This is a genomic window from Streptomyces atriruber, from assembly GCF_001418325.1.
In the GTDB taxonomy this organism is placed as follows: domain Bacteria; phylum Actinomycetota; class Actinomycetes; order Streptomycetales; family Streptomycetaceae; genus Streptomyces; species Streptomyces atriruber.
In genome coordinates this window covers 13,165-34,720 of record NZ_LIPN01000026.1, presented here as the reverse complement: position 1 = coordinate 34,720, position 21,556 = coordinate 13,165, and the positions used below count along the sequence as shown (strand labels likewise).

The following is a 21,556-nucleotide window of genomic DNA, read 5'->3' as shown; positions in this document are numbered from 1 at the left end:
CGGCCCCCATCACCTCGCCACGGCCAGGCAGTAGTCCTCATCCGTGGCGAGGAGATTCCGGTGGCTGTCCTCCACCGTGATGACGCCGTCGTCCAGGACGAGGACGCGGTCGGCGGCGTCCAGCATCGCCGGGCTGCTGGTGATCACCACGGTGGTGCGGCCCCGGCGCAGCTTCGCGACGTTGCGCGCGATGAGCTGTTCGGTGACCGCGTCGACCGCCGTCGTCGGGTTGTGCAGCACGAGGACCTCGGTGTCGGCGGCCAGCGCGCGGGCCAGGGAGAGGCGTTGGCGCTGTCCTCCGGAGAGGTTCGCTCCGCGATCGCGCACTCCGTAGTCGAGGCCTTCGCGGTGGAGGGCGACGACATCGGTCAGCATGGACGCCTCGACGGCCTCGGGGACCGTCCGGCTGCTGCCCGACGGGTCGATGTTCGTGCGCAGGGTGCCCGCGAAGATCTCCCCGTCGTACGGGTTCACCAGCATGTGCTCGCGGACCGCCTCGACCGACAGGTCCGCCATCTCCTGCCCGCTGACCCGCACCACTCCCTCGTACGCATCGGGCGGCACGTTCATCGCCAGGATCGACGCGAGGTCGGCCACCGCCCGCGGCTGGTACCCGGCGATCGCCACGAACTCACCGGCCGCCACCGTGAACTTCAGCTTGCGCAGCGATCCGTACCGCACGCAGTCGACCTCCAGGTCCCCGCCCGCGGCCGGGCGCCCGGGCCCGGGGGCCGTCACCGGCGGCGCGGAGAGCACCAGCGCCATCCGCTCGGCCGACGCCCGCGCGATCATCACGTACTTGGGCATCTCCGAGAACATCTTCAGCGGTTCCATGATGAACTGCGCGAGGCCGACGGCCATGACGAGCTCGCCGATGGTGATACCGCCCTCGAAGGCCAGCCAGCCCGCCGTCAGGGTCACCGCGGCCGCGAGGACCGCGTTGAGCGCCTGTGCGGTGCCCGCGTACACGCCGTTCACCTTGGCGACGGTGACCGACTGGCGCTTCGCCTCCGTGCTGACCGCGCGGTAGGAACGGAACGCCGCGTGGTTGCCGCCGAAACCGTGCAGCGGACGCAGGCCGCTGATCAGGTCGGCGACCTTCGCGCCCGCGCGCGCCACCCGGGCCTGCTGCTCGCGGGTGCTGGACCCGATGCGCTTGGACATCACGCTCAGGATCGACAGGATCGCGACGGTTCCCACGATCACCAGCAGCCCGAGCCGGAAGTCGGCCATGCCGAGGGCGACCGCCGCGACGAGCACCGCGACCAGCGAGCTGATCAGCAGCGGCACCACCTCGATGATGTCGGCGGTCTGGTCCGCGTCCTCGGTGGCGATGGTCAGCACCTCGCCGGACTTGAGGTCGACGTCCCTGGCCACCGGCTGGAGCCCGCAGGCCGCGACCTTCACGCGCCAGCGGTGCGCCTCGGTCGTGTTGGCCTTCTGCAGGATGCGCATGCCGAACCGCCACGACAGCGAGACGGTCGTGATGATCACGGCGAGCGCACCGATGGAGAGGCCGAGCGCGCCGAGGCTCCGGTCGTCCCGCATCGTGTGCTCGACGATCATGCCGAGCGCGATGGGGAACGCCGTCTCGCCCGCCTGGTACAGGCCCATGAGGACGGTGCCCCAGACCATCGCGCCGACGTTGCGGCGCAGTGCGGTCCGGAGGATGTCGGACCCCGGTCGGGGCCGCTTCGTGTCAGGAGTCGTCGGAGTTGTCATTGGCGTCATCGAGGTGGCGGGCAATCGCTTCCGGGGTTCGCAGGGTGAAAAGGTCTCGGATCGTGACCACAGGACCGTACTCGCGGCGGAGCAGCCCGATCAGCCGCACCGCCAGCATCGAGTGTCCGCCGAGGGACACGAAATCGCTCACCGCGCGCACCTCGTCGTCGTCGAGGTCCAGGGCTTCGGCGAAGAACTCGCAGACCACGCTCTCGGTCTCGGTCTCCGGGCCGCGCTCCCCCACCGTGGTCAGCGCGCCCAGCGGCTTGGCCTCGGGCAGCGCCTTGGTGTCAGCCTTCCCGTTCACGGTCAGCGGGATGCTGTCGACCTCGGCGAAGTGCGTCGGGCGCAGGAAGTCCGGCAGGCCCGTGCCCACTTCGGCGGCGACGGCGGGCAGCTCGGCACCGTCGAGCACCAGGTAGGCGGCGAGGCGGTACGCGCCGTCGACCTGTGGATCGGGCTGGGCGACCGCGGCGACGAACCGCACCGCCGGGTGCGCGGCGAACGCGGCCTCGACCTCGCCCAGTTCGACCCGGTGGCCCCGGATCTTGACCTGCTGGTCGGTGCGGCCCAGGTACGTCAGGTTGCCGTCGGGCCTGCGGAACACCAGGTCGCCGGTGCGGTACATGCGCTCGCCGGGGGCGCCGAACGGGCACGCGACGAAGCGGTGCGCGCTCTGTGCGTACTGGCCGAGGTAGCCGCGCGCGATGCCGATGCCCGACACGTACAGCTCGCCGGGGACGCCGTCCGGCAGCGGCCGCAGCCACGGGTCGAGGACGTACACGTCGGTGTTGTCGATCGGCACGCCCACCACCGGGTCCTGGCACTCGAAGGTGCCGACGCCGAGGGTGTTGATCGTGTACTCGGTGGGGCCGTACAGGTTGTAGCCGACGGTCCCCTCGGTCTCGGCGAGGCGCTGCCACAGCGTCGGCGTGACGGCCTCACCGCCGAGCAGTACGAGCGCCGGGCGCCGCTCCGGGTCGTCGAGCAGGCCCTCGGACACCAGCTGCTGCGCGTACGTCGGGGTGACGTTGATGACGTCGATCCCGTGCTCCAGGCAGTACGCGACCAGGCCGGGCGCGTCGCGGCGCAGCTCCTCGTCGCAGATGTGCACCTCGTGGCCGTCGGCGAGCCACAGGAGCTCCTCCCACGACATGTCGAAGGCGAACGACACGGTGTGCGCGATCCGGAAGGTCCGGTGGCCGTGCTCGGCGAGGACCGGTTCGAAGATCCGGCGCTGGTGGTTGATCAGCATGTTGGTGAGCCCGGCGTACTCGGTCACCACGCCCTTGGGCTTTCCGGTCGAACCGGAGGTGTAGATCGTGTACGCGGGGTGCCGCAGCCGGTCCGGGTCATCGGGGGCGAACGTCACGAACGGCTCGGCCGCGGGCAGCGGACGGTCCAGCTCGATCAGGGCGCCGGTGTCGGCCACGGTGCCGGTCAGGCGGGGCGAGACGGCGCTCACGGTGAGGATCGCGTCCGGACGGGCGTCCGCGACGATCGCCGCGATCCGCTCGTCCGGGTGGTCGAGCTCCAGCGGTACGTACGCGGCGCCGACGCGCAGCACGGCGAACAGCGCCACGATCGAGTCGAGGGAGCGCGGGATCGCGAGGCCCACGGTCGTCTCGGGCCCGAGGCCCCGTCCGGCGAGCACGCCCGCCACCGCGCGGCTGCGGTCCCGCAGTTGGGCGAAGGTCATGGTCGCGCCGTGGGCGACGAGGGCGACGCGCTCCGGGTCCCGGTCGGCTGCCCGGTCGAACCGGTCGACGACGGTGTCCGTGCCGACGTCCGTGCGCACGGCGGGCTCGGGTTCCGCGCCGAGGCCCGGCAGCGCGCCGACCGGTCCGGTCGAGCGGGCCAGGTCCGCCAGCACGCGCACGTAGTCGTCGAGGAGACGGCGGGCGTCGGCGGTGTCGCCGTGGCGGTGCTCCAGCTTGACCGTGAGCCGGTCGCCGGGGGTGACGACCCAGGTGAACGGGTAGTGGGTGGAGTCGTCGGCCTTGACCGAGGTGATGCCGTGCCGGGTGTTCATCTCGGCGAAGGCGTCCATGTCGAGGAAGTTCTGCAGCACGAACAGGTTGTCGAACAGGGTGTCGTGACCGCTGGCCCGCTGGATCTCGCCGAGCCCGAGGTGCTCGTGCTCCATCGCCTCGACCCTGGCCGCCTGTACGGCCGACAGATAGTCGCCGACGGTGTCGTCCGGCCGGGCCTTCGTCCAGGTGGGCACGGTGTTGAGCAGCACGCCGACGATGTCGGACAGGCCCTCGCCGTCGCGGCCCGAGACGGTCACGCCGAACACGGCATCGCTGCGGCCCGTGTGGGCGCCGAGCAGGAGGCCGAAGGCGCCGGTCAGCACGGAGTTCAGCGTGACACCGTGCTGCTTGGCCGCGTCCCGCAGCAGGTCGGACTGCTCGACGGAGAGCTGGTGCACGAGGGCGGGCGGCAGGTCCTGCGAGAGGGTCGGTGCCGGTCCGGCGAGCAGGGTCGGGCCGGGGACCTGGGCCAGGTGCTCCGCCCAGAAGCGTTCCGACACGGCGGGGTCCTTGGCGGCGAGCGCCCTGGCGTACTCCTCGAAGCCCGGCGTGGCCGGGGCCGTGTCGAGCCGCTCGCCCGCGAGGACGGACTCGTAGGCGTCGAACAGGTCCCGCAGCACGATCTCGCGGGACCAGCCGTCCCACAGCAGCAGGTGGTAGCTGAGCAGCAGCCCGTCGTTGCCGTCGGGCAGCCGGACCACGGTCAGCCGGATCAGCGGCGCGTCGGCCGGGTCGAATCCCGCGTCGCGGTCCCGGGTGCGGAAGGCCTCGACCTCGGCGTCGTCCGCCAGCTCGACCGTGCGCACGTCGACCCGGCGGCCCGCCTTGAGGACCTGGACCGGGTTCCCGTCGTCGTCGGTGGTGAAGCCGGCGCCGACGACGGGGTGCCGCGCGATGACGTACGCCATCGCCTCGGCCAGCGCGTCGGCGTCCAGGCGCCGGTCGAAGGTGAACCAGCTCTGTGCGACGTAGTGTCCGGCCGTGCCCGCCAGCTGGGCCTGGAAGAAGAGGCCCCGCTGGAGCGGGGTGACCGGCGCGGTGCGCTCGGCGGTCACGGAGGCGTCCGCGATCCGCTCCAGGGCGGCGAGCCAGTGCTCGGTGATCTCGTCGGGGATGCCGTCGGCGAGGGTGAAGGCCGCGTGCAGACCGCCGGTGGCGTCGTCGGTCCAGGCGTTGACCTCGACGGCGTACGGGCTGCCCTGGCCGCCCCCGGTGACGTGCACCGCTTGGGACTCGCTGCCCCGGCCCAGGTAGTTGAACAGGACCTGGGGGCGGGCGGTCAGCAGTGGGGCCGTCTGCGGGTTGAGGTACTTGAGCTGGCCGTACGCGACGTGCCCGCGCTCGTCCGGCTGGCGTGCGGCGACCTCGCGCGCGGCGGCGACGGGGTCGGTGTGCGCGGTGAGCCGTACCGGCGCGATGGAGGTGAACCAGCCGACGGTACGGGTGTAGTCGTGCTGTTCGAGGACCGGGACCCGGCCGTGCCGCTCCAGCTCGACCGCGAGGTCGGTGGGCGACGGCTGGACGTGGGTCAGCGCGGTGCGCAGCGCGCCGCACAGCAGCTCGGTGAGACCGACGCCGAGGGCGGCGGGCGCGGTGCGCGTCAGGCGGTCGCTCGCCTCCGGCGCGAGGACGACGGTGGTCTCGCGCAGGCCTCCGGCACCTCCGGCAGCGGATTCCGGGAGCAGTGCGGGCGCCTGGAGCGTGGTGATCCAGTGCCCGAGGTCGTCGACGGCCTCGCCGGACCGGAGCGTCAGCGCCTCGGCGTACTCGGCGTAGGACGTGGTCGTCGCGGCGAGTGCGGTCCCGCTCATGGCGGCGGCCAGGTCGTCGAGGAGGACCAGCCAGGACACCGCGTCGACGGCGATGTGGTGGACGGTGACGACCAGGGTCCGGCTCGTCTCCAGCCACGAGAACGCGACGACGTCCCCGGCCTCGGGGTCGAGCCGTCCGGCGGCCTCGTCCGCGGCGGCCGTCGCGTCGGCCGCGTCCGTGCGGACGACGGTGGCCTCGCGGGCGGGTTCGGTGCGCAGCGCCCACACGCCGTGCTCGACGCGCAGCCGCATCCGCAGGGCCGGGTGGGCGGCCACGACGGCGTTCGCGGCGCGCGCGGCGTCGGCGAATCCGGTGCCGTCGGGGGCCGCGAGGGTCCTGGCCTGGACGAACCGGTCGAGGGACCCGCCCAGTTCGCGCTGGCGCAGGATGATCGGCGTCGGCGGGAGGGGGCCGTCCTCGCGGCGTTCGGGGGCGGGCGCCGCGGCCTGCGGCGCGCTCGACCCCAGGTGTTCGGCGAGCGCGCGCGGCGTCCTGAACAGGAAGACGTCGCGGGGCGCGATCGGCAGGCCGAGCGCCCTCGCACGGTTGATCACCGTGATGGCGACGATGCTGTCGCCGCCCGCCATGAAGAAGTCGGTGTCCCCGTCCACGGCGGCGGAGCCGGGCAGCGTCTCGGCGAAGATGCCGACCAGGGCGGCGAGCGCGGAATCACCGGCGGCCGCGACGGGGGCACTGTCGTCGTGCGCGGCGCTCTCGGCCAGCGCCTTGCGGTCCAGCTTGCCGTTGACCGTCAGCGGCAGGGCGTCGACCGGAAGGACCCGGCCCGGCACCATGTGCACGGGCAGCTTCGCGGCGAGCAGGCCCGCGAGGTCGTCGGGCACGCGGCCCACGACGTGCGCGACCAGGTGGTCGCCGCTGTCGGCGACGGTGACGGCCACGTCGACCACCCCGTCGAGCTCCCTGAGCGCGGACTCGACCTCGCCGAGCTCGATCCGGAACCCCTTGAGCTGCACCTGGTCGTCGGCGCGGCCCGCGAACTCCAGCTCGCCGTCCAGCGTGCGTCGGGCCAGGTCGCCCGTGTGGTACATCCGGGAGCCGTCGTCCGCGAACGGGTTCGCCACGAACCGGCCCGCGGTGAGGCCGGTCCTGCCGAGGTAGCCGAGCGCCACCTGGTCGCCCGCGACGTAGATGGCGCCGACCCGGCCAGGCGGCACCGGCCGGAGCCGGTCGTCGAGCAGGTAGGTGACCAGGCCGGGGATCGGGCCGCCGATCGGGCTGACCTCGTCGCCGCGGCCCGGGGAGCCGAAGTCGGCATCGGTCAGCACCCGGTGGGTGACGTGGACGGTGGTCTCGGTGATGCCGTACATGTTGACCAGCTCGGGCGACGCGGTGCCGTGCCGCTCGACCCAGCCGCGCAGTCGGCCGAGGTCCAGCGCCTCGCCGCCGAAGATGATCCGGCGCAGCGCGGTCACCGGCTCGCCGGCGTGCCGGTCGGCCTCGATGAACTGGTAGAACGCCGACGGCGTCTGGTTGAGCACGGTCACGCCGCGCTCGCGGACGAGCCGGTGGAAGTCGACCGGTGAGCGGGTCAGCGCGTACTCCGGAACCAGCAGCTCACCGCCGTGTGCCAGCGCGCCCCACAGCTCCCAGACCGCGAAGTCGAAGGAGAAGGAGTGGAACTGCACCCACACGTCGTGCGGCCCGAAGCCCATGTCGGGCCGGGTGTTGGCGAGCAGCGTCACGACGCTGGAGTGCGGTACGACGACGCCCTTGGGGCGGCCGGTCGAGCCGGACGTGTAGATCACGTACGCGGGATCGTTCCAGCGGGCCTCAGCAGCAGGCGCGTCGGCGGACCCGTCGGTGTCCTGCGGCGGTGCGTCGCCCTGGACGAGGACGCGGGCGGATACGCCCGCCCGGTCCAGGAGTCCGGTGAAGCGGTCGCGCTGCTCGCGGTCGACGAGGACGACCTGCGGGGCGGCGTCGGCGAGGACGTACTCCAGGCGCTCGTCCGGGTAGGCCAGGTCCAGCGGTACGTAGGCGCCGCCCGCGGAGACGATCGCGACCAGCGCGACCACCTGCTCGACGGAGCGCGGGACGGCGACGGCGACGCGCTTGCCGGGGCCGACCCCGGCCGCGCGCAGCGTCGCCGCCAACTCGCTCTTGGCGTCGGCCAGTTCGCCGTACGTCAGCGACCGGGTGGCGCCGTCGAGCGCGCACTGGGTGACGGCGGTGGCCGCCGGATCGCGGCGCGCGGCGGCGTCGAAGAGGCCGCCCAGGGTCGTCGGTTCGATCCGCTCCGGGCGCCGGGTGTCCGCGGGCTTCACCTCGTCGACCAGGGCGTCCGGCCGGGTGAGCAGGCCGGTGAGGGTCAGGGAGAAGGTGCGCAGGATCTCCTGGGCGGTGGATTCGCCGAGGAGCTCGCCGTCGTAGATCAGGTTGAAGCGCGGACGCCCGTCGAGCGCGCGCTCCACGACCAGCGTGAGCGGGTAGTGCGGGGCGCCCTCGTTCACGATGTCGGTGATGACGAGCTCGGCGTCGGGGGTCCGCAGGCTCTGCACGTCGGTCGCCACGTCGAACACCACGAGGGTGTCGAACAGCGAACCGGCGCCCGCCTGGCGGCCGATCCGCGCGAGCGACACGTGCTGGTGCGGCAGGACGGCGCTCTGGTGCTCCCGCACCGAGGCGAGCAGGTCGCCCGCCGTGGTCGCGCCCGTCCAACGGGCCCGTACGGGGATCGTGTTGATGAACAGGCCCACCATGTCGCCGATGCCGGGCACGTCCGCGTCGCGTCCGGACACCGTGGAGCCGAACACGACGTCGTCGGTGTGCAGGATGCCGCCGAGCGTCACCGCCCAGGCGCTGTGCACGGCGACGCTCAGGGGCACACCGGCGGACCGGACGGCCGCGTCGACGTCGCCCTCGGCCTCGACGGCCGTGTCGGCGAACCGGTCCGAGGGGGTGTGGCCGTCGGCGACCAGTGAGGGACCCGGCAGCTCGGCGAGCTCCTCGCGCCACACCCGGTCGCTCTCGTCGTCGTCCCGCCCGGCGAGCCAGTGCACGTAGTCGGGGAAGCCGCCGACCGGGTACACGGTGCCCGGCGCGTGGTACTCGGCGAGGAGCGCGCGCAGCATCGGCGGGACCGACCAGCCGTCGGCGATGATGTGGTGCACGGTCTGCACCAGGACGGTGCGGCCGCCACCGGCCCGGACGAGCGTGTACCGCATCAGCGGTCCGGTGGCCAGGTCGAACCCGGCGCGGCGGTCCCGCTCGGCGAGGTCGCGGATCTCCTCGTCGGTGATGCCGGGGCGGTCCACGGTCGTGAAGGGCGCCCGGACGCCGTTCTCCAGGACGGAGACCACGCGGCCGTCGGCGAGGGCCGTGAAGCGTGCGGCCAGGTTCGGGTAGAGCGCGAGCAGCCGGGTGGCGGCGGCCGCGAGCCGGTCGGCGTCCACGTCGCCGTCCGCCGCGTCCAGCGTGAGGAGCTGCTGCTCGACGTACGCGCCCGCCGATTCGTCGTCGAAGACCGAGTGGAAGTACAGGCCTTCCTGCAGCGGGGTCAGCGGCAGGACGTCCCGCAGCGCCGGGCCGTCCAGGTCGTCGACGTCGGCCTGGGTGAGCGGCACCAGGGGGAAGTCGCTGGGGGTGTGACCGCCCTCGTCGAGTGCGGCGAGACCGGCCAGGGCCACGCGGAAGTAGCCGCCGAGCGTCGCGATGTCCGCTTCGGTGAACATGCCGTCGGGCCAGGAGACGGTGGTGACCAGTTCGTACTCGCCGCCGGTCGAGGCCGGTTCGGCGATGGCGTTGAACTCCAGGGCGCGCGGCAGGCGCATGTTCGGGTCGCGCTTCTCGCCCAGCTGGCCGGTGGCGCCCGTGAGCTGCCAGTCCCCGGAGGCGCCCGCGTCGAAGCGGCCCAGGTAGTTGAAGAGCACCTGGGGCGCGGGCGTGTCGAACGCGGTGCCCGCGAGGTAGCGCAGGGCGCCGTAGGAGATGCCGTTGCTCGGCACCCGGGAGAGGTCTTCCTTGACCGCCTTGAGCGCGGCGGCGAGGTACTCGGGGGCGGTGAGGTCGGGCGCGGCGCCGGGGTCCACGGTCACCGGGAACAGCGTGGTGAACCAGCCGACGGTGCGCGAGAGTTCCGGCTCGAAACCGGCCGCGTCCGCCACGAAGCGTCCCTCGCGGCCGTGGCCCTCCAGTTCGATGTGGGCGAACGTCTGGTCCTGTCCGAGGTCGCGGCGCCACCGGGCGAGGGCGACGGCGAGCGCGGTCAGGAGCACGTCGTTGACGCCCGCGTGGAACTTGGCGGGGATCTCGCCGAGGAGCGCGGCGGTGATCTCGGGGCCGACCGTGACGGTCTGGATCCGCTCGCGTGCGACGGTGTCGGCGGCGGACAGCGCGCGTCGGCCCACCGGCCGGTCGGCGCCCGGCAGGGGCTGCTGGAAGTGGTCGCGGTCGGCCTCGAAGCCCGCGCGCTCCAGGAGCTGTGTCCAGCGCCGGAACGACGTGCCGACCGGGGGCAGTTCGACGGGGTCGCCGGAAGCGATCTGGCGCCACGCCGTGGCCAGGTCCTCCATCAGGACCCGCCAGGACACGCCGTCGATCACGACGTGGTGGACGACGACGACCAGTTGGTTCTCCGCGCGGCGCCAGACGGCGCGCAGCATCGCGCCGCCGTCCGGGTCGAGCCCGGCGGTGGCGAGCTCGACGCACGCGTCCAGCGGCCGGTCGCTCTCCTGCCACACCGGCCCCGGGGCGGTCCGGTCGGCCTCGGGGATGTCGAAGCTCCAGTGGTCGCCGCGCACGAGCTTCGCGCGCAGCATGTCGTGCCGTCCGAGGACGGCGCCGAGCATCTCGTCGAGCGCTTCGGCAGTCAGGTCCTGCGGGGTGTTGAGGACCACCGACTGGACGAAGCCGTCGACGGCGTCGGTGGTCTCGCCGAGCCACTGCACGATGGGCGAGCCCACGACGGCGCCGGTCGCGACGTCGCCGTGGTCCACGGTGGAGACGTCCTCGCGGCTCGCGACCGCCGCCAGTGCGCCCACGACGCCGTGGGTGAAGATCTGCCGCGCCGTGACGTAGAGCCCCGCCTCGCGCAGCGCGCTCAGCAGCGAGATCGTCAGGATGCTGTCGCCGCCGAGCTGGAAGAAGTCCTGGTCGACGCCGACCTCGTCCAGCTGCAGCACCGCGGCGACGGCCGCGCAGACCACGCGCTCGTTCTCGGTGGTGGGCGGGGCGACCGCGCCGGTCGCCGTGCTGGGCTCGGGCAGCGCGTTCCGGTCGAGCTTGCCGTTCGCGGTGAGCGGGAACGCGTCCATCACGACGATGTGGGTGGGCACCATGTACTCGACCATGTGGTCGACGGCCCACGCCTTGACCTCGTCCGCCCGCAGGTTCTCGCTGCCCGCGGCGGGGATCACGTAGCCCACCAGGTAGGTGCCGCCCGCGGTGTTCTTCCTGGCGACGACGCAGGTGTGGCGGACGCGGGGGTGCTCGGCGAGGCCGACCTCGACGTCCTCGATCTCCAGGCGCATGCCGCGGATCTTGATCTGGTTGTCGGCCCGGCCGAGGAAGTCGAGGGATCCGTCGGGGGCGAACCGCGCGAGGTCGCCGGTGCGGTAGAGCCGGGACCCGTCCGAGGCGAAGGGGTTGGCGACGAACCGGGAGGCGGTCAGGCCGGGCGCGTTGACGTAGCCGCGGCCCAGGAGGAGGCCGCCTGCGTACAGTTCGCCGCCGACCCCGACCGGGACCGGGCGCAGCTCGTCGTCGAGGACGTACAGCTGGGTGTTGGGGTTGGCCCTGCCGATGGACGTCGAGAGGCGCTCGGCCTCGCCCCGGTAGATGACGTGCGAGACGCCGATGGTCGTCTCGGCCGGGCCGTAGCCGTGGTACATCGGGATGGCGAGCCGGGTGCGGAACCGCTCGTACAGCTCGGGGGTGAGCACCTCGCCGCCGCACCAGACGTGGCGCAGGCTGTCGAGGCGGCCGGAGTCGCCCGCCATCTCCAGGAGCACGTCCAGCATGGACGACACGAGGTACGTGAAGGTGACGCGCTGCTCGGCGATCACGCTCAGCAGGTGGTGCGGGTCGCGCTCGCCGCCGGTCCGCAGGACGACCAGGCGGGCGCCGCAGACCAGCGGCAGGAAGATCTCGTTGATGGAGATGTCGAACGACAGCGGCGCCTTGAACAGCGACGCGTCGTCGTGGCCGAAGTGCAGGATCTCGTCGACCTGCCAGAGCAGGCGCTCGCTGATCGCCTCGTGCCGGATCATCGCGCCCTTGGGCCGCCCGGTCGAGCCGGACGTGAAGATCACGTACGCGAGGGAGTCACCGGCCACGGAGACCCCGGTCTCCTCGGTGGGCAGGGCGCCGAACGCCCAGTCGGCGAGGTCGACGGCGACGGCATCGGGTTCCTGCGGGTCGTGCTCGCCCGAGGAGTTGAGCTGGAGGACGACGCGGGCGTCCTCGATGACGACGGAGCGGCGCGCGGCGGGCCACTGCGGGTCGAGCGGCACGAAGGCGCAGCCCGCCCGGAGCACGGCGAGCAGGCCGACGACCATGTCGGCGGAGCGGCCCAGCGAGATGCCGACGACCTGTTCGGGGGCGAGGCCGCGCGCGATGAGGTGGTGGGCCAACTGGGCGGACCGCTCGGCGGCCTCACGGTAGGTCAGCGACCGGTGCTCGTCGACGACGGCGATGGCGTCCGGCCTGGCCCGCGCCTGTTCGAGGAACATCTCGACGAGGGTCGGGCGGGCCCGGTCGGCGTGGGTGTCGTTCCACTCGGCCAGGGTCTTCAGGCGTGCCTCGGCGCTGACCGGGCCTATGCTGCCGAGCGGCCGGTCGGGGAAGTCGGCGAGGTCGTCGAGCGCGAGCTGTGCTTCGTGCGGCTCGACGCCGTCGGGGACGGGGACGTGCCTGCCCTGTGCGCCCGCGTCCTGACTGCCGGGCCCGGTACCGCCGTTGTCGACCCAGCCGAGGACGTCGGCGAAGAGCGTGCTCGGGGTGAGATCGATGCCTTCGGGGCTCAGGCCCGTCGCCCAGTACGCGAGACCGATGGCGCACGCCTCAGCGACGGTCCGGTCGGAGTAGTCGCCTGCGCGCCGACGCACATCGGCCAGGCGGGCGGGGGAAAGCAGCACGAGGCGAGCGCTCGGTTCCATCATCGAAGACACAGCGTCCCTTCCAGGTAATCGCAGTTAGGCTAACCTAAATTAGGGTTGCCTAACTACCCTCGCGCCAGGCCCGCCACAGTCGTGCGTACCGGCCGCCCAGTGCCACCAACTCGTCGTGGGTGCCCTGCTCCACCACGCGCCCCGCGTCGAGCACGGCGATCCGGTCCGCGGCCATGGCCTGTGTCAGCCGGTGCGCCACGAAGAGCGTCGTCCGCCCCGCGCACGCGGCAAGGACCGCACGCTCCAGCTCGGCGGCGCCCTCGCTGCCCGCCTCCGCGGTCGACTCGTCGAGCACGACCACCGGCGCCCGGCCGAGGACCAGGCGGGCCAGGGCGATCTGCGCGATCTTGGTGACGTCCAGCCGCTCGCCGCCCTCGCCGACCGTGGTGTCGAGCCCCTCGGGCAGCGCCTCGACCCAGCCCGCGGCGCCCACCGTGCGCAGCGCGTCCATGAGTTCGACGTCGGTGGCCTGCGGCGCGGCGAGCCGCAGGTCCTCGGCGAGCGGGCCCGAGAACACGTGCGTCTCCTGCGTCAGGATGCTCACCAGGGCCCGCGCCCCGGCCTCGTCGAGGCCGCCCAGGTCGTGCGCCCCGATGCGCACCGAGCCCGCCTGCGGGGTACCGATGCCCGCGATCAGCGCGGCCAGCGTCGACTTGCCCGCGCCCGTCGCCCCCACGAGAGCGAGCGAACCACCTGCCGGGATCACCAGGTCGACGTCCTTGAGCACCGGTTCATCGGTGTCGGGATAGCTGAACGTCAGCCCCTCCACCGTCACCTGGTGCGCCACGGCGTCGGCCGGCGCGACGGACGTGTCGCCCACGAGCCGCTCCTCCGCGGACTCCCCGAGCACCCCGACGAGGCGGGTGAGGCTGGCGCCCGACTTCTGCGCCTCGTCGAAGGTGAACATGATGGCGCCGAGCGGGGTGAACAGGCGGTGGAACATCAGCGGGGCCGCCGACACCTCGCCCAGGCTGGCGGCGTCGGCCTCCAAGAGGGCGTATCCCACCACGAGGATGAGGACGAGTCCGATGAACTCGGCACGGTTCTCCCGGCCCACGAACCGCCCGAAGAACCGGAACACGTCGACGCCGAGGTTGCGCACCCGCCAGGACTCCGCGGTGACCTTCTCCCGGACGTCGTCCTCCAGGCGGTACGCGCGCACGGTGTCGATCCCGTTCAGGCCGCTGATCAGCGCCTGCGCGCGGTCGGCCTGGGCGATGCGCTGCTTGCGGTAGAGCGGGGCGGAGCGGGGCAGGTACCAGCGCAGGGCCAGCGCGTACGCGGGCAGCGCGGCGGCGCCCGCGAGGCCGAGCCGCCAGTCCAGGCCGAACATGCCGACCGTGGCGATGAAGACCAGCACGCCCGCCGAGAACACCGTGGGGATGGCCGTCCGGATGCCCTTGGACAGCACGGCCACGTCGTCGCCGACCCGGGAGAGCACGTCTCCGCGGCCGACCTGCTCGATCCGCGTGCTCGGCATGCCGAGCACCGCACGGACGGCACCTTCCCGCAGCCGCGCGAGGAGATCCGCGCCCAGGCGGCCGATCAGATAGGTCGAGGCCGCGGTGGCCACCGCGCCGAGCAGCGCGGCGACCCCCATCAGCACACCGATCGTGACGAGGACCGAACGCCCTTCGCCCTCGACGACTCCGTCGACCACCCGGCCGAGCAGGAGCACCGGGAGGACCTGGAGCGCCGCGCCCGCCACCGTGGTGAACACGGTGGCGGTCGTCAGCCATGGGACTTCGCGGCAGTGGGCCGAGACCCACCGGGTGGCCTCGCGTCCCGACGCCGTGCGCAGCGTCGCCGGGGCGGCGCCCGCGTCGGCGGCGGGGGTGTCGGTCGAGGGTGTTTCAGCGGTGGGTGATTCGGCAGTGCTCACACGAAGACCAAGTCGAGCCGGGGACGGGACAGGTGGAACGTCATCTCTGTTCGACCGATCTATTCGACCGACTTGACGAGCTCGTCGATCGCGTACGGCAGGGACAGTACGGTGCCCTGCGACATCGCGGCGCCGACCGCCGGGCCCTCGCTGTCCAGCAGGTAGGACACGTTGCCCTTCTTCACGGCGTCCAGGTTGGCGAACAGCTTGAACTTCTTCAGCGCCTCGGTGTCCGCCTTGTCGTTGATGACGACGATGCGGTCGACGTCGACCAGGTCGGTGCGCTCGGGCGAGAGTTCGGTGGAGAACTTGCCGCCGGCGATCTTGTCGATCTTCGTCTGGTACTTGAAGCCCATGCCCGTCAGAAGCCGCCCGCGGACGTCCTTCGAGGTGAACGGGTTGATGGAGTCCTTGTACCAGGACAGGGCGACGGAGGTCTGGTTCGCGAACTTCGGGTGCGACTTCTTGGCCGCGGCCAGCTTGTCCTCGATGCCCTCGACGAGCTTCTTGCCCTCGTCCTCCTTGCCGAGCGCCTTGGCGATGTGTACCGCGTTGTCCTGCCAGGGAGCGCTGAAGAGCTCCTTCTCGCCCTTGGTGCGGCCCACCGTCGGGGCGATCTGGGAGAGCTTGTCGTAGGCGGCCTTGTCGATCTCGGAGTACACCGCGATGATCAGGTCCGGGCGCAGGGCGGCGATCTTCTCGTAGTTGGGGCCGGAGTCGCCGTTCTTCATGATGACGTCGGGCTTGGTGTCGCCCCACTTGTCCTTCACCCAGGGCCACTGGGTGTTGATGTCGGGGGACTTGCCCTCCGGGTTCGGGTACTGGTCGACCATGCCGACCGGCTTCGTACCGAGCGCCAGGGCGGTCTGGTCGTCGGTGTAGCCGACGGTGACGACGCGCTTCGGGGCCTTCTCGACCTTCGTGGACCCGAACGCGTGCTCCACGGTGACCGGGAACTTGCCGCCGGTGGCGGCCGCCGGAGTGTTGTCGCTCGCGTCGTCGCCCGAGTCGGAACCGCATCCCGCGAGCAGGCCGACACCGAGGGCCGTGGCGGTCAGTACGGCCGCCAGCCGCCGCCGGGGCTTCATGAGCGTCGTTCGGTGGAGGAGCATCCGGATTCCCTTGCTTTCGCGCTGACCGCTGCGCCCCGGTCTCAGGGCAGCCAAACCTTACCTTGCAGAGGTGAGGTTAGCCTAGCCTTACCTGGCTCTTCCTCGGTGGGATCAGTCGAGTTGGACGTGCGTACGACCGATCGGCACGATCAGCGGCCGGTCGCCCACCGGGTCGTCCACGACCCGCGCGCGCAGCCCGAACGCCTCCTGCAGCAGATCCGCGGTGATCACCTCACGGGGATGCCCCTGCGCCAGGATCGCACCCGCCTTCATCACGATGAGGTTGTCGCTGTACCGCGTGGCCAGGTTGAGGTCGTGCAGCACCATCACCACGGTGCGCCCCGACTCGTGCAGATCGTCCACCAGGTCCAGTACGTCGATCGCGTGCGCCAGGTCCAGATACGTGGTCGGCTCGTCGAGGAGCAGCAGATCGGTGCCCTGGGCCAGGGTCATGGAGATCCAGACGCGCTGGCGCTGCCCGCCGGACAGCGAGTCGACGGGCCGGTCCGCCAGATCGGAGACGCCGGTCATGGCCAGCGCGCGCTCCACGACACCGGCGTCGTCCGACGACCACTGGCGCAGCCAACTCTGGTGCGGGTGACGCCCCCTGGCGACCAGATCGGCCACCGTGAGGCCCTCCGGGGCGACGGGCGTCTGGGGCAGCAGCCCGAGCTTCTTCGCCACCTCGCGGGTCTTGAGCTTCACGATGTCCTGGCCGTCCAGCACGACCGAGCCGCTGACCGGCTTGAGCAGTCGCGTCAGCGTGCGCAACAGGGTCGATTTGCCGCAGCCGTTGGGGCCGATGATCGTCGTGATCACCCCGGGCGGGATCGACACGTCGAGGTCGTCGATGACGGTACGGCTGCCGTATCCGACCGAGACGCCCCTGGCGGCAAGCCGTGCGGCGTCCTCGACCGTCGGCTCGATCTCGGTGATGTACTGAGCGGCCACAAGCCCCCCTAATATTAGGTTTGCCTCACCTTTGTACCAGCTATTTGAGGTTCGCCCGTACCAACAGGTAGACGAGGAAGGGGCCGCCGATCGCGGCGGTCACCACGCCGACGGGGAGATTGTTCGGCAGCACCGCTCGCGCGGTCAGGTCACTGCCGATCAGCAGCAGCGCCCCGACCAGGCCGGAAGCGATCATCGGCGGCGTCGGACGGCGCGCGATCCGCATCGCCACCTGGGGCGCCACCAGCGCGACGAACGGGACCGGTCCCGCCGCGCTCACCGCCACGGCCGCCAACAGCACCGCACACAGCAGCAGCACCGCACGCACCCGCGCGAAGCGGACACCGAGCCCCGCGGCGATGTCGTCGCCGAGATGCATCGGCTTGAACTGGAACGCGGCACCGGCCACGACGACCAGGAGGGCGAGCGAGCACCAGAGCGCCACCCAGACCTCGTCCCAGGACCGGTTCTCCAGCGAGCCGACCAACCACGCCTGGGCGCGGGCCACATCCCTGATGTCGGCCGAGACGAGGAGCCAGGTGGTGATCGCCTGCGTCACGGCGCTCACCGAGATGCCGATGAGGATGAGCCGGAAGCCGTCGACCCCGCGGCGCCACGCCAGGAAGTACACGAGCAGGCCCGTGCAGAGGCCACCGGCGAGCGCCGCCGCCGACAGCCCCACGGAGTCGATGACCGCCGCGGCGGTCCCGCCCGACACCGTCACCGAGAACACCGCGACCGCGCTCGCGCCGCCGGTGATCCCCAGAATGTCCGGGCTGGCCAGCGGGTTGCGCGCGACCGACTGCGTGATCGCGCCGGACACGCCCAGCGCGATCCCCACGACGAGTCCGGCCAGGGCCCGCGGCATCCGCAGATCCATGATGACGAACTCGTCGACCTGTTCACCGCGGCCGACCAGCGTGGCGATCACCCGGGACAGCCCGATGGGGAAGTCGCCGATGCTGATGGACAGGCAGAACACCAGGAAGGTCGCCGTCATCAGCAGCAGCGTGACGAGGACGAGCCAGGGCCGCCACACGAACGACATGGGGCCGAGCCGCACGCCCGGCGTCACCGCGGGCTTCACATCTGTCTCGTTCATGCGTTCTTGAACTTTCCTCGCCAGACCAGGACCGCGAAGAACGGAGCCCCGAGCAGGGCCACGACGACCCCGGCCTCCAACTCGGCGGGCCGCACCACCAGTCGGCCCACGATGTCGCAGACCAGCAGGACGACCGCGCCGAGCACTCCCGCGTACGGCACGAGCCAGCGGTAGTCGGGGCCGGTCAGATACCGGGCCACGTGGGCCACCATCAGACCGAGGAAGGCGATGGGGCCGCAGGCCGCCGTCGCCGCCCCGGCCAGCAGGGTGATGGCGAGGATGCCGACGGTCCGGCTGAACGCGATGTTCACCCCGAGCCCCCGTGCCACGTCCTCGCCCAGGTTGAGCAGGTTGAGGGCGGGCAGCGTGGTCAGGGCCAGGACGAGTCCGACCGCGATGAACGCGGTCACCGGCCAGATCACATCGAATCCGACACCGGCCACGGAGCCCGCGTTCCAGAACCGCAGTGCGTTCAGGGACTTCTGGTCCGAGAGGGAGACGGCCGTGGTCATCGCCGCGAGGAACACCGTGATGCCCTGCCCGGCCAGGGCGAGCGTCAGGGGATTGCCGGCCCCGCGGCCGAGGCTCGCGAGGCCGAACACGACGACACCGGCGACGGCCGCCCCCGCGAAGCCGAACCAGACGTACTGGAACGGGTTGGAGAACCCGAACACGGCGACCACCGTCACCACGGCGAAGGACGCACCGGCGTTCACGCCCAGCAGGCCCGTGTCCGCGATGGGGTTGCGGGTGTATCCCTGGATCAGCGCGCCGCCGACGCCGAGCGCGATGCCCGCCACCACGGCGAGCACCGTCCGCGGCACCCGCACGGTCTGCACGATGAGCCGGATCTCGGTGAGCCGCTGGTCCGATTCCGGCGCGGCGAACAGCCCGTGCCACACCTCGGCCGGGGTCAGCGCGCGCGCCCCGACGGCCAGCGACACCGCCGCCGCGATCACCAGGACGACGGCGAGGACGCCGAGCCCCACGACCCGCCGTCGACGGGTGTCCGTTGCGCCCCTCGGCACGGGGCGCTCCACTGCAGTCGTGCACATGTCGACGTACGTTATCCCTTTGATCCGTTGTCCCTTTGATCGGATCGTGCCGTACGGCCGACGGGGCCTCCCGGCGGACGGGGAGGTCCCGCCGACAGGCCCCTCGGACCGGCTAGCGCGCGGCGCTGCCCGTCTCACCGGCGACCGGGCGGGCCCCGGCGGATGCGGCGCTGCGCTCGCGCACCGAGTCCAGGATCTCGCCGACCCGGATCGCGATGTTGGACAGCAGCGACGACGTGATGCCGTGCGTGTGCTCCGTACCGCCCTGGAGGTAGATGCCGCACCGCAGGTCGGCGTCGGTGGCCACGCGGTAGTCGCGCTCGACGCGGACGCGGCCCTCGTCGTCGCGGAGGCAGCGGTCCGCGACCTCACCGAGGAGGCCGACGGGGTCGGCGGGGCTGTAGCCGGTGGCGAAGACCACGACGTCGGCGTCCACGGGGTTCTCCTCGCCCGTGACGAGGGACTTCACGGTGGCGCGGACCCCGTCGGACGTCTCCTTGACGCCGGTGAGGCGGGACACGTTGAGGAAGCGGAGGCGCTCGGTGCCGAGGACCTTCTCCCGGTACATCTGCCGGTACAGGTCGTCGATCAGATCGATGTCCACCACGGAGTAGTTGGTGTTGCCGTGGTAGCCCATCAGCCGCTGCTTGACGTCCTCGGGGGCGTCGAAGTACTCGTCGACGGCATCGGGGTCGAAGATCCGGTTGGCGAAGCTGCTGTCGTCCGCGGGGCTGTAGCCGTAGCGCGAGAAGACCGCGCAGATCTCGGCCTCGGGGAAGCGGCGGTGCAGGTAGGCGACGTTCTCGGCGGCGCTCTGACCGGCGCCCACGACGACGAAGCGAGAGGGCGAGGTGCCCTCCAGGCCGTCGACCTTGGTGAGCAGTTCGGAGTTGTGCCAGACGTGCTCGCCGCGCTCCACGCCTTCCGGCATGAGGGGACGCAGGCCGGTGCCTATGACGAGGTTGCGGGCCCGGTGGACCGCGAGACCCTCCGCCGAACGGACCGTGACGTCCAGGTACTCCACGACCCCTTCGTGGACGAACGGCGTGACGCCGACGACCTCGTGGCCGTAGGAGACCTGGTCGTCGACCTTGGCGGCGGCCCACTCCAGGTAGTCGTGGAACTCCACCCGCAGCGGGAACAGGTTCTTGTGGTTGATGAAGTCGGTCAGGCGACCCTTGCTCTTCAGGTAGCAGAGGAAGCTGAACTCACTGGTCGGGTTCCGCTGCGTCACCAGGTCCTTGAGGAAGGACACCTGCATGGTCGCGTCGTCGATCAGCATGCCGCGGTGCCAGCCGAAGCTCGACTGCTGCTCGAAGAAGTGAGCGGTGACCGTCTCCTCCCTGCCGACGCTTGCGTTGTGCTCGCTCAGCGCGATCGCCATCGCCACATTGGAGGGGCCGAAGCCGATGCCAATGAGGTCGTGGACCAGTGGTGCGTCGTCGCCAGGAAGAACCTGTGACATGTCACTCCCATCGTGCGGGGAAGTCGCCTGTCAGGCGTGGGGGAAAGTACAGAAAGCGGGCACGTCGGCAGAGCCACCCACTCGAACTTAGGTGAGCCTAAGCTAATCCGACGCGACTGTCGACCGGGCAAAACGGGCAGGGGGGCTTACTGGACGGGCGACCGGCCCCTTCAACTGGGGTGCCGGGTAGACTCGTTGCATACTAAGGTAAGCCTTGCTTTACTTATCGTCAGTCATTCCCTGCCCTGAGGAGGAACCCCCATGCGGGTCGTCATGTTCGGTTACCAGACCTGGGGGCACCGCACCCTGCAAGCCCTCCTGGACTCCGAGCACGACGTGGCGCTGGTGGTGACGCACCCCAAGAGCGAGCACGCGTACGAGAAGATCTGGAGCGATTCCGTCGCCGACCTCGCCGCGGAGCACGGCGTTCCGGTGCTGATCCGCAACCGTCCTGACGACGACGAGCTGTTCGAGCGCCTCAAGGAGGCGGACGCGGACATCATCGTCGCCAACAACTGGCGCACCTGGATCCCCCCGCGCATCTTCGGCCTCCCGCGCCACGGCACGCTGAACGTCCACGACTCGCTGCTGCCGAAGTACGCCGGGTTCTCCCCGATCATCTGGGCGATGATCAACGGCGAGCCCGAAGTGGGCGTCACCGCGCACATGATGGACGACGAGCTCGACGCCGGCGACATCGTCCGGCAGGAGGCGGTCGCGGTCGGCCCGAAGGACACCGCCACCGATCTCTTCCACAAGACCGTCGACCTCATCGCCCCGGTCACCATCGGCGCGCTCGACCTCATCGCCGCCGGGCAGACGGAGTTCACCAAGCAGGACCGTTCCCAGGCGAGCTTCTTCCACAAGCGGTCCGCCGAGGACATCCGCATCGACTGGAACTGGCCCGCCGAGGACCTCGAGCGCCTGGTCCGCGCCCAGTCCGCGCCCTACCCGAGCGCCTTCGCCTTCCACAAGGGCAAGCGGCTGGAGGTCGTCTCCGCGGTGGTGTCCGAGGGCCGTTACGGCGGCACGCCGGGCCGGATCTTCTACCGCGAGGGCGAGGGCGTGGTGATCGTCGCGGGCGCCGACGCCCGCAACGGCCGCAACCACGGACTGGCCATCACGCGCGTACGGACCGAGGACGGCCGGGAGCTGCCCGCGACGGAGTACTTCACCTCCATGGGCGGCTACCTGACGAGCCGTCCGTGAGCTGACGCCGCGGTACCGGATTTCCGTGCCGGACTCCCGTGCCGAGTTCCCTTCCCGGGAGCGGCTCGGGAACCCCGGCGCGGGAC

The 21,556-nt window shown here is 71.6% G+C and carries 9 protein-coding genes; 1 reads left to right on the top strand and 8 read right to left on the bottom strand.

Annotated elements, in window-relative coordinates:
* Positions 1–9: 9 nt before the first annotated feature.
* The 8 genes from AOK03_RS02460 to AOK03_RS02425 all read right to left on the bottom strand — a co-directional run bounded on the left by AOK03_RS02460 (position 10) and on the right by AOK03_RS02425 (position 20,261).
* The gene (locus tag AOK03_RS02460; protein WP_055563442.1) at positions 10–1,722 is read right to left on the bottom strand and encodes an ABC transporter ATP-binding protein; all 1,713 of its coding nucleotides are present in this window, start codon (positions 1,720–1,722) and stop codon (positions 10–12) included.
* On the bottom strand, positions 1,700–12,685 hold the full coding sequence (locus AOK03_RS02455; protein WP_055563441.1) for a non-ribosomal peptide synthetase: 10,986 nt from the start codon (positions 12,683–12,685) through the stop codon (positions 1,700–1,702). Before AOK03_RS02455 ends, AOK03_RS02460 begins: the two co-directional genes overlap by 23 nt.
* Positions 12,686–12,743: 58 nt before the next feature.
* The gene (locus AOK03_RS02450; protein ID WP_055563454.1) at positions 12,744–14,495 is read right to left on the bottom strand and encodes an ABC transporter ATP-binding protein; all 1,752 of its coding nucleotides are present in this window, start codon (positions 14,493–14,495) and stop codon (positions 12,744–12,746) included.
* 140 nt (positions 14,496–14,635) lie between these two features.
* On the bottom strand, positions 14,636–15,688 hold the full coding sequence (locus AOK03_RS02445; RefSeq protein ID WP_055563440.1) for an iron-siderophore ABC transporter substrate-binding protein: 1,053 nt from the start codon (positions 15,686–15,688) through the stop codon (positions 14,636–14,638).
* A gap of 111 nt (positions 15,689–15,799) precedes the next feature.
* Positions 15,800–16,639 carry an ABC transporter ATP-binding protein gene (locus tag AOK03_RS02440; protein WP_055563439.1) on the bottom strand — a complete coding sequence of 280 codons (840 nt, stop codon included), beginning with the start codon at positions 16,637–16,639 and terminating at the stop codon, positions 15,800–15,802.
* Between the two features lie 40 nt (positions 16,640–16,679).
* The gene (locus tag AOK03_RS02435) at positions 16,680–17,741 is read right to left on the bottom strand and encodes a FecCD family ABC transporter permease (RefSeq protein ID WP_055563438.1); all 1,062 of its coding nucleotides are present in this window, start codon (positions 17,739–17,741) and stop codon (positions 16,680–16,682) included.
* On the bottom strand, positions 17,738–18,796 hold the full coding sequence (locus AOK03_RS02430) for a FecCD family ABC transporter permease (protein WP_055563437.1): 1,059 nt from the start codon (positions 18,794–18,796) through the stop codon (positions 17,738–17,740). Before AOK03_RS02430 ends, AOK03_RS02435 begins: the two co-directional genes overlap by 4 nt.
* 112 nt (positions 18,797–18,908) lie before the next feature.
* Positions 18,909–20,261, bottom strand: a complete 1,353-nt coding sequence (locus tag AOK03_RS02425; protein WP_055563436.1) for a lysine N(6)-hydroxylase/L-ornithine N(5)-oxygenase family protein — start codon at positions 20,259–20,261, stop codon at positions 18,909–18,911.
* A 261-nt stretch (positions 20,262–20,522) separates the two neighbouring features.
* Here AOK03_RS02425 and AOK03_RS02420 point away from each other — a divergent pair, with 261 nt between their 5' ends.
* Entirely contained in the window at positions 20,523–21,470 is a 948-nt protein-coding gene (locus tag AOK03_RS02420; RefSeq protein ID WP_055563435.1) for a methionyl-tRNA formyltransferase, read from the top strand.
* Positions 21,471–21,556: the final 86 nt, after the last annotated feature.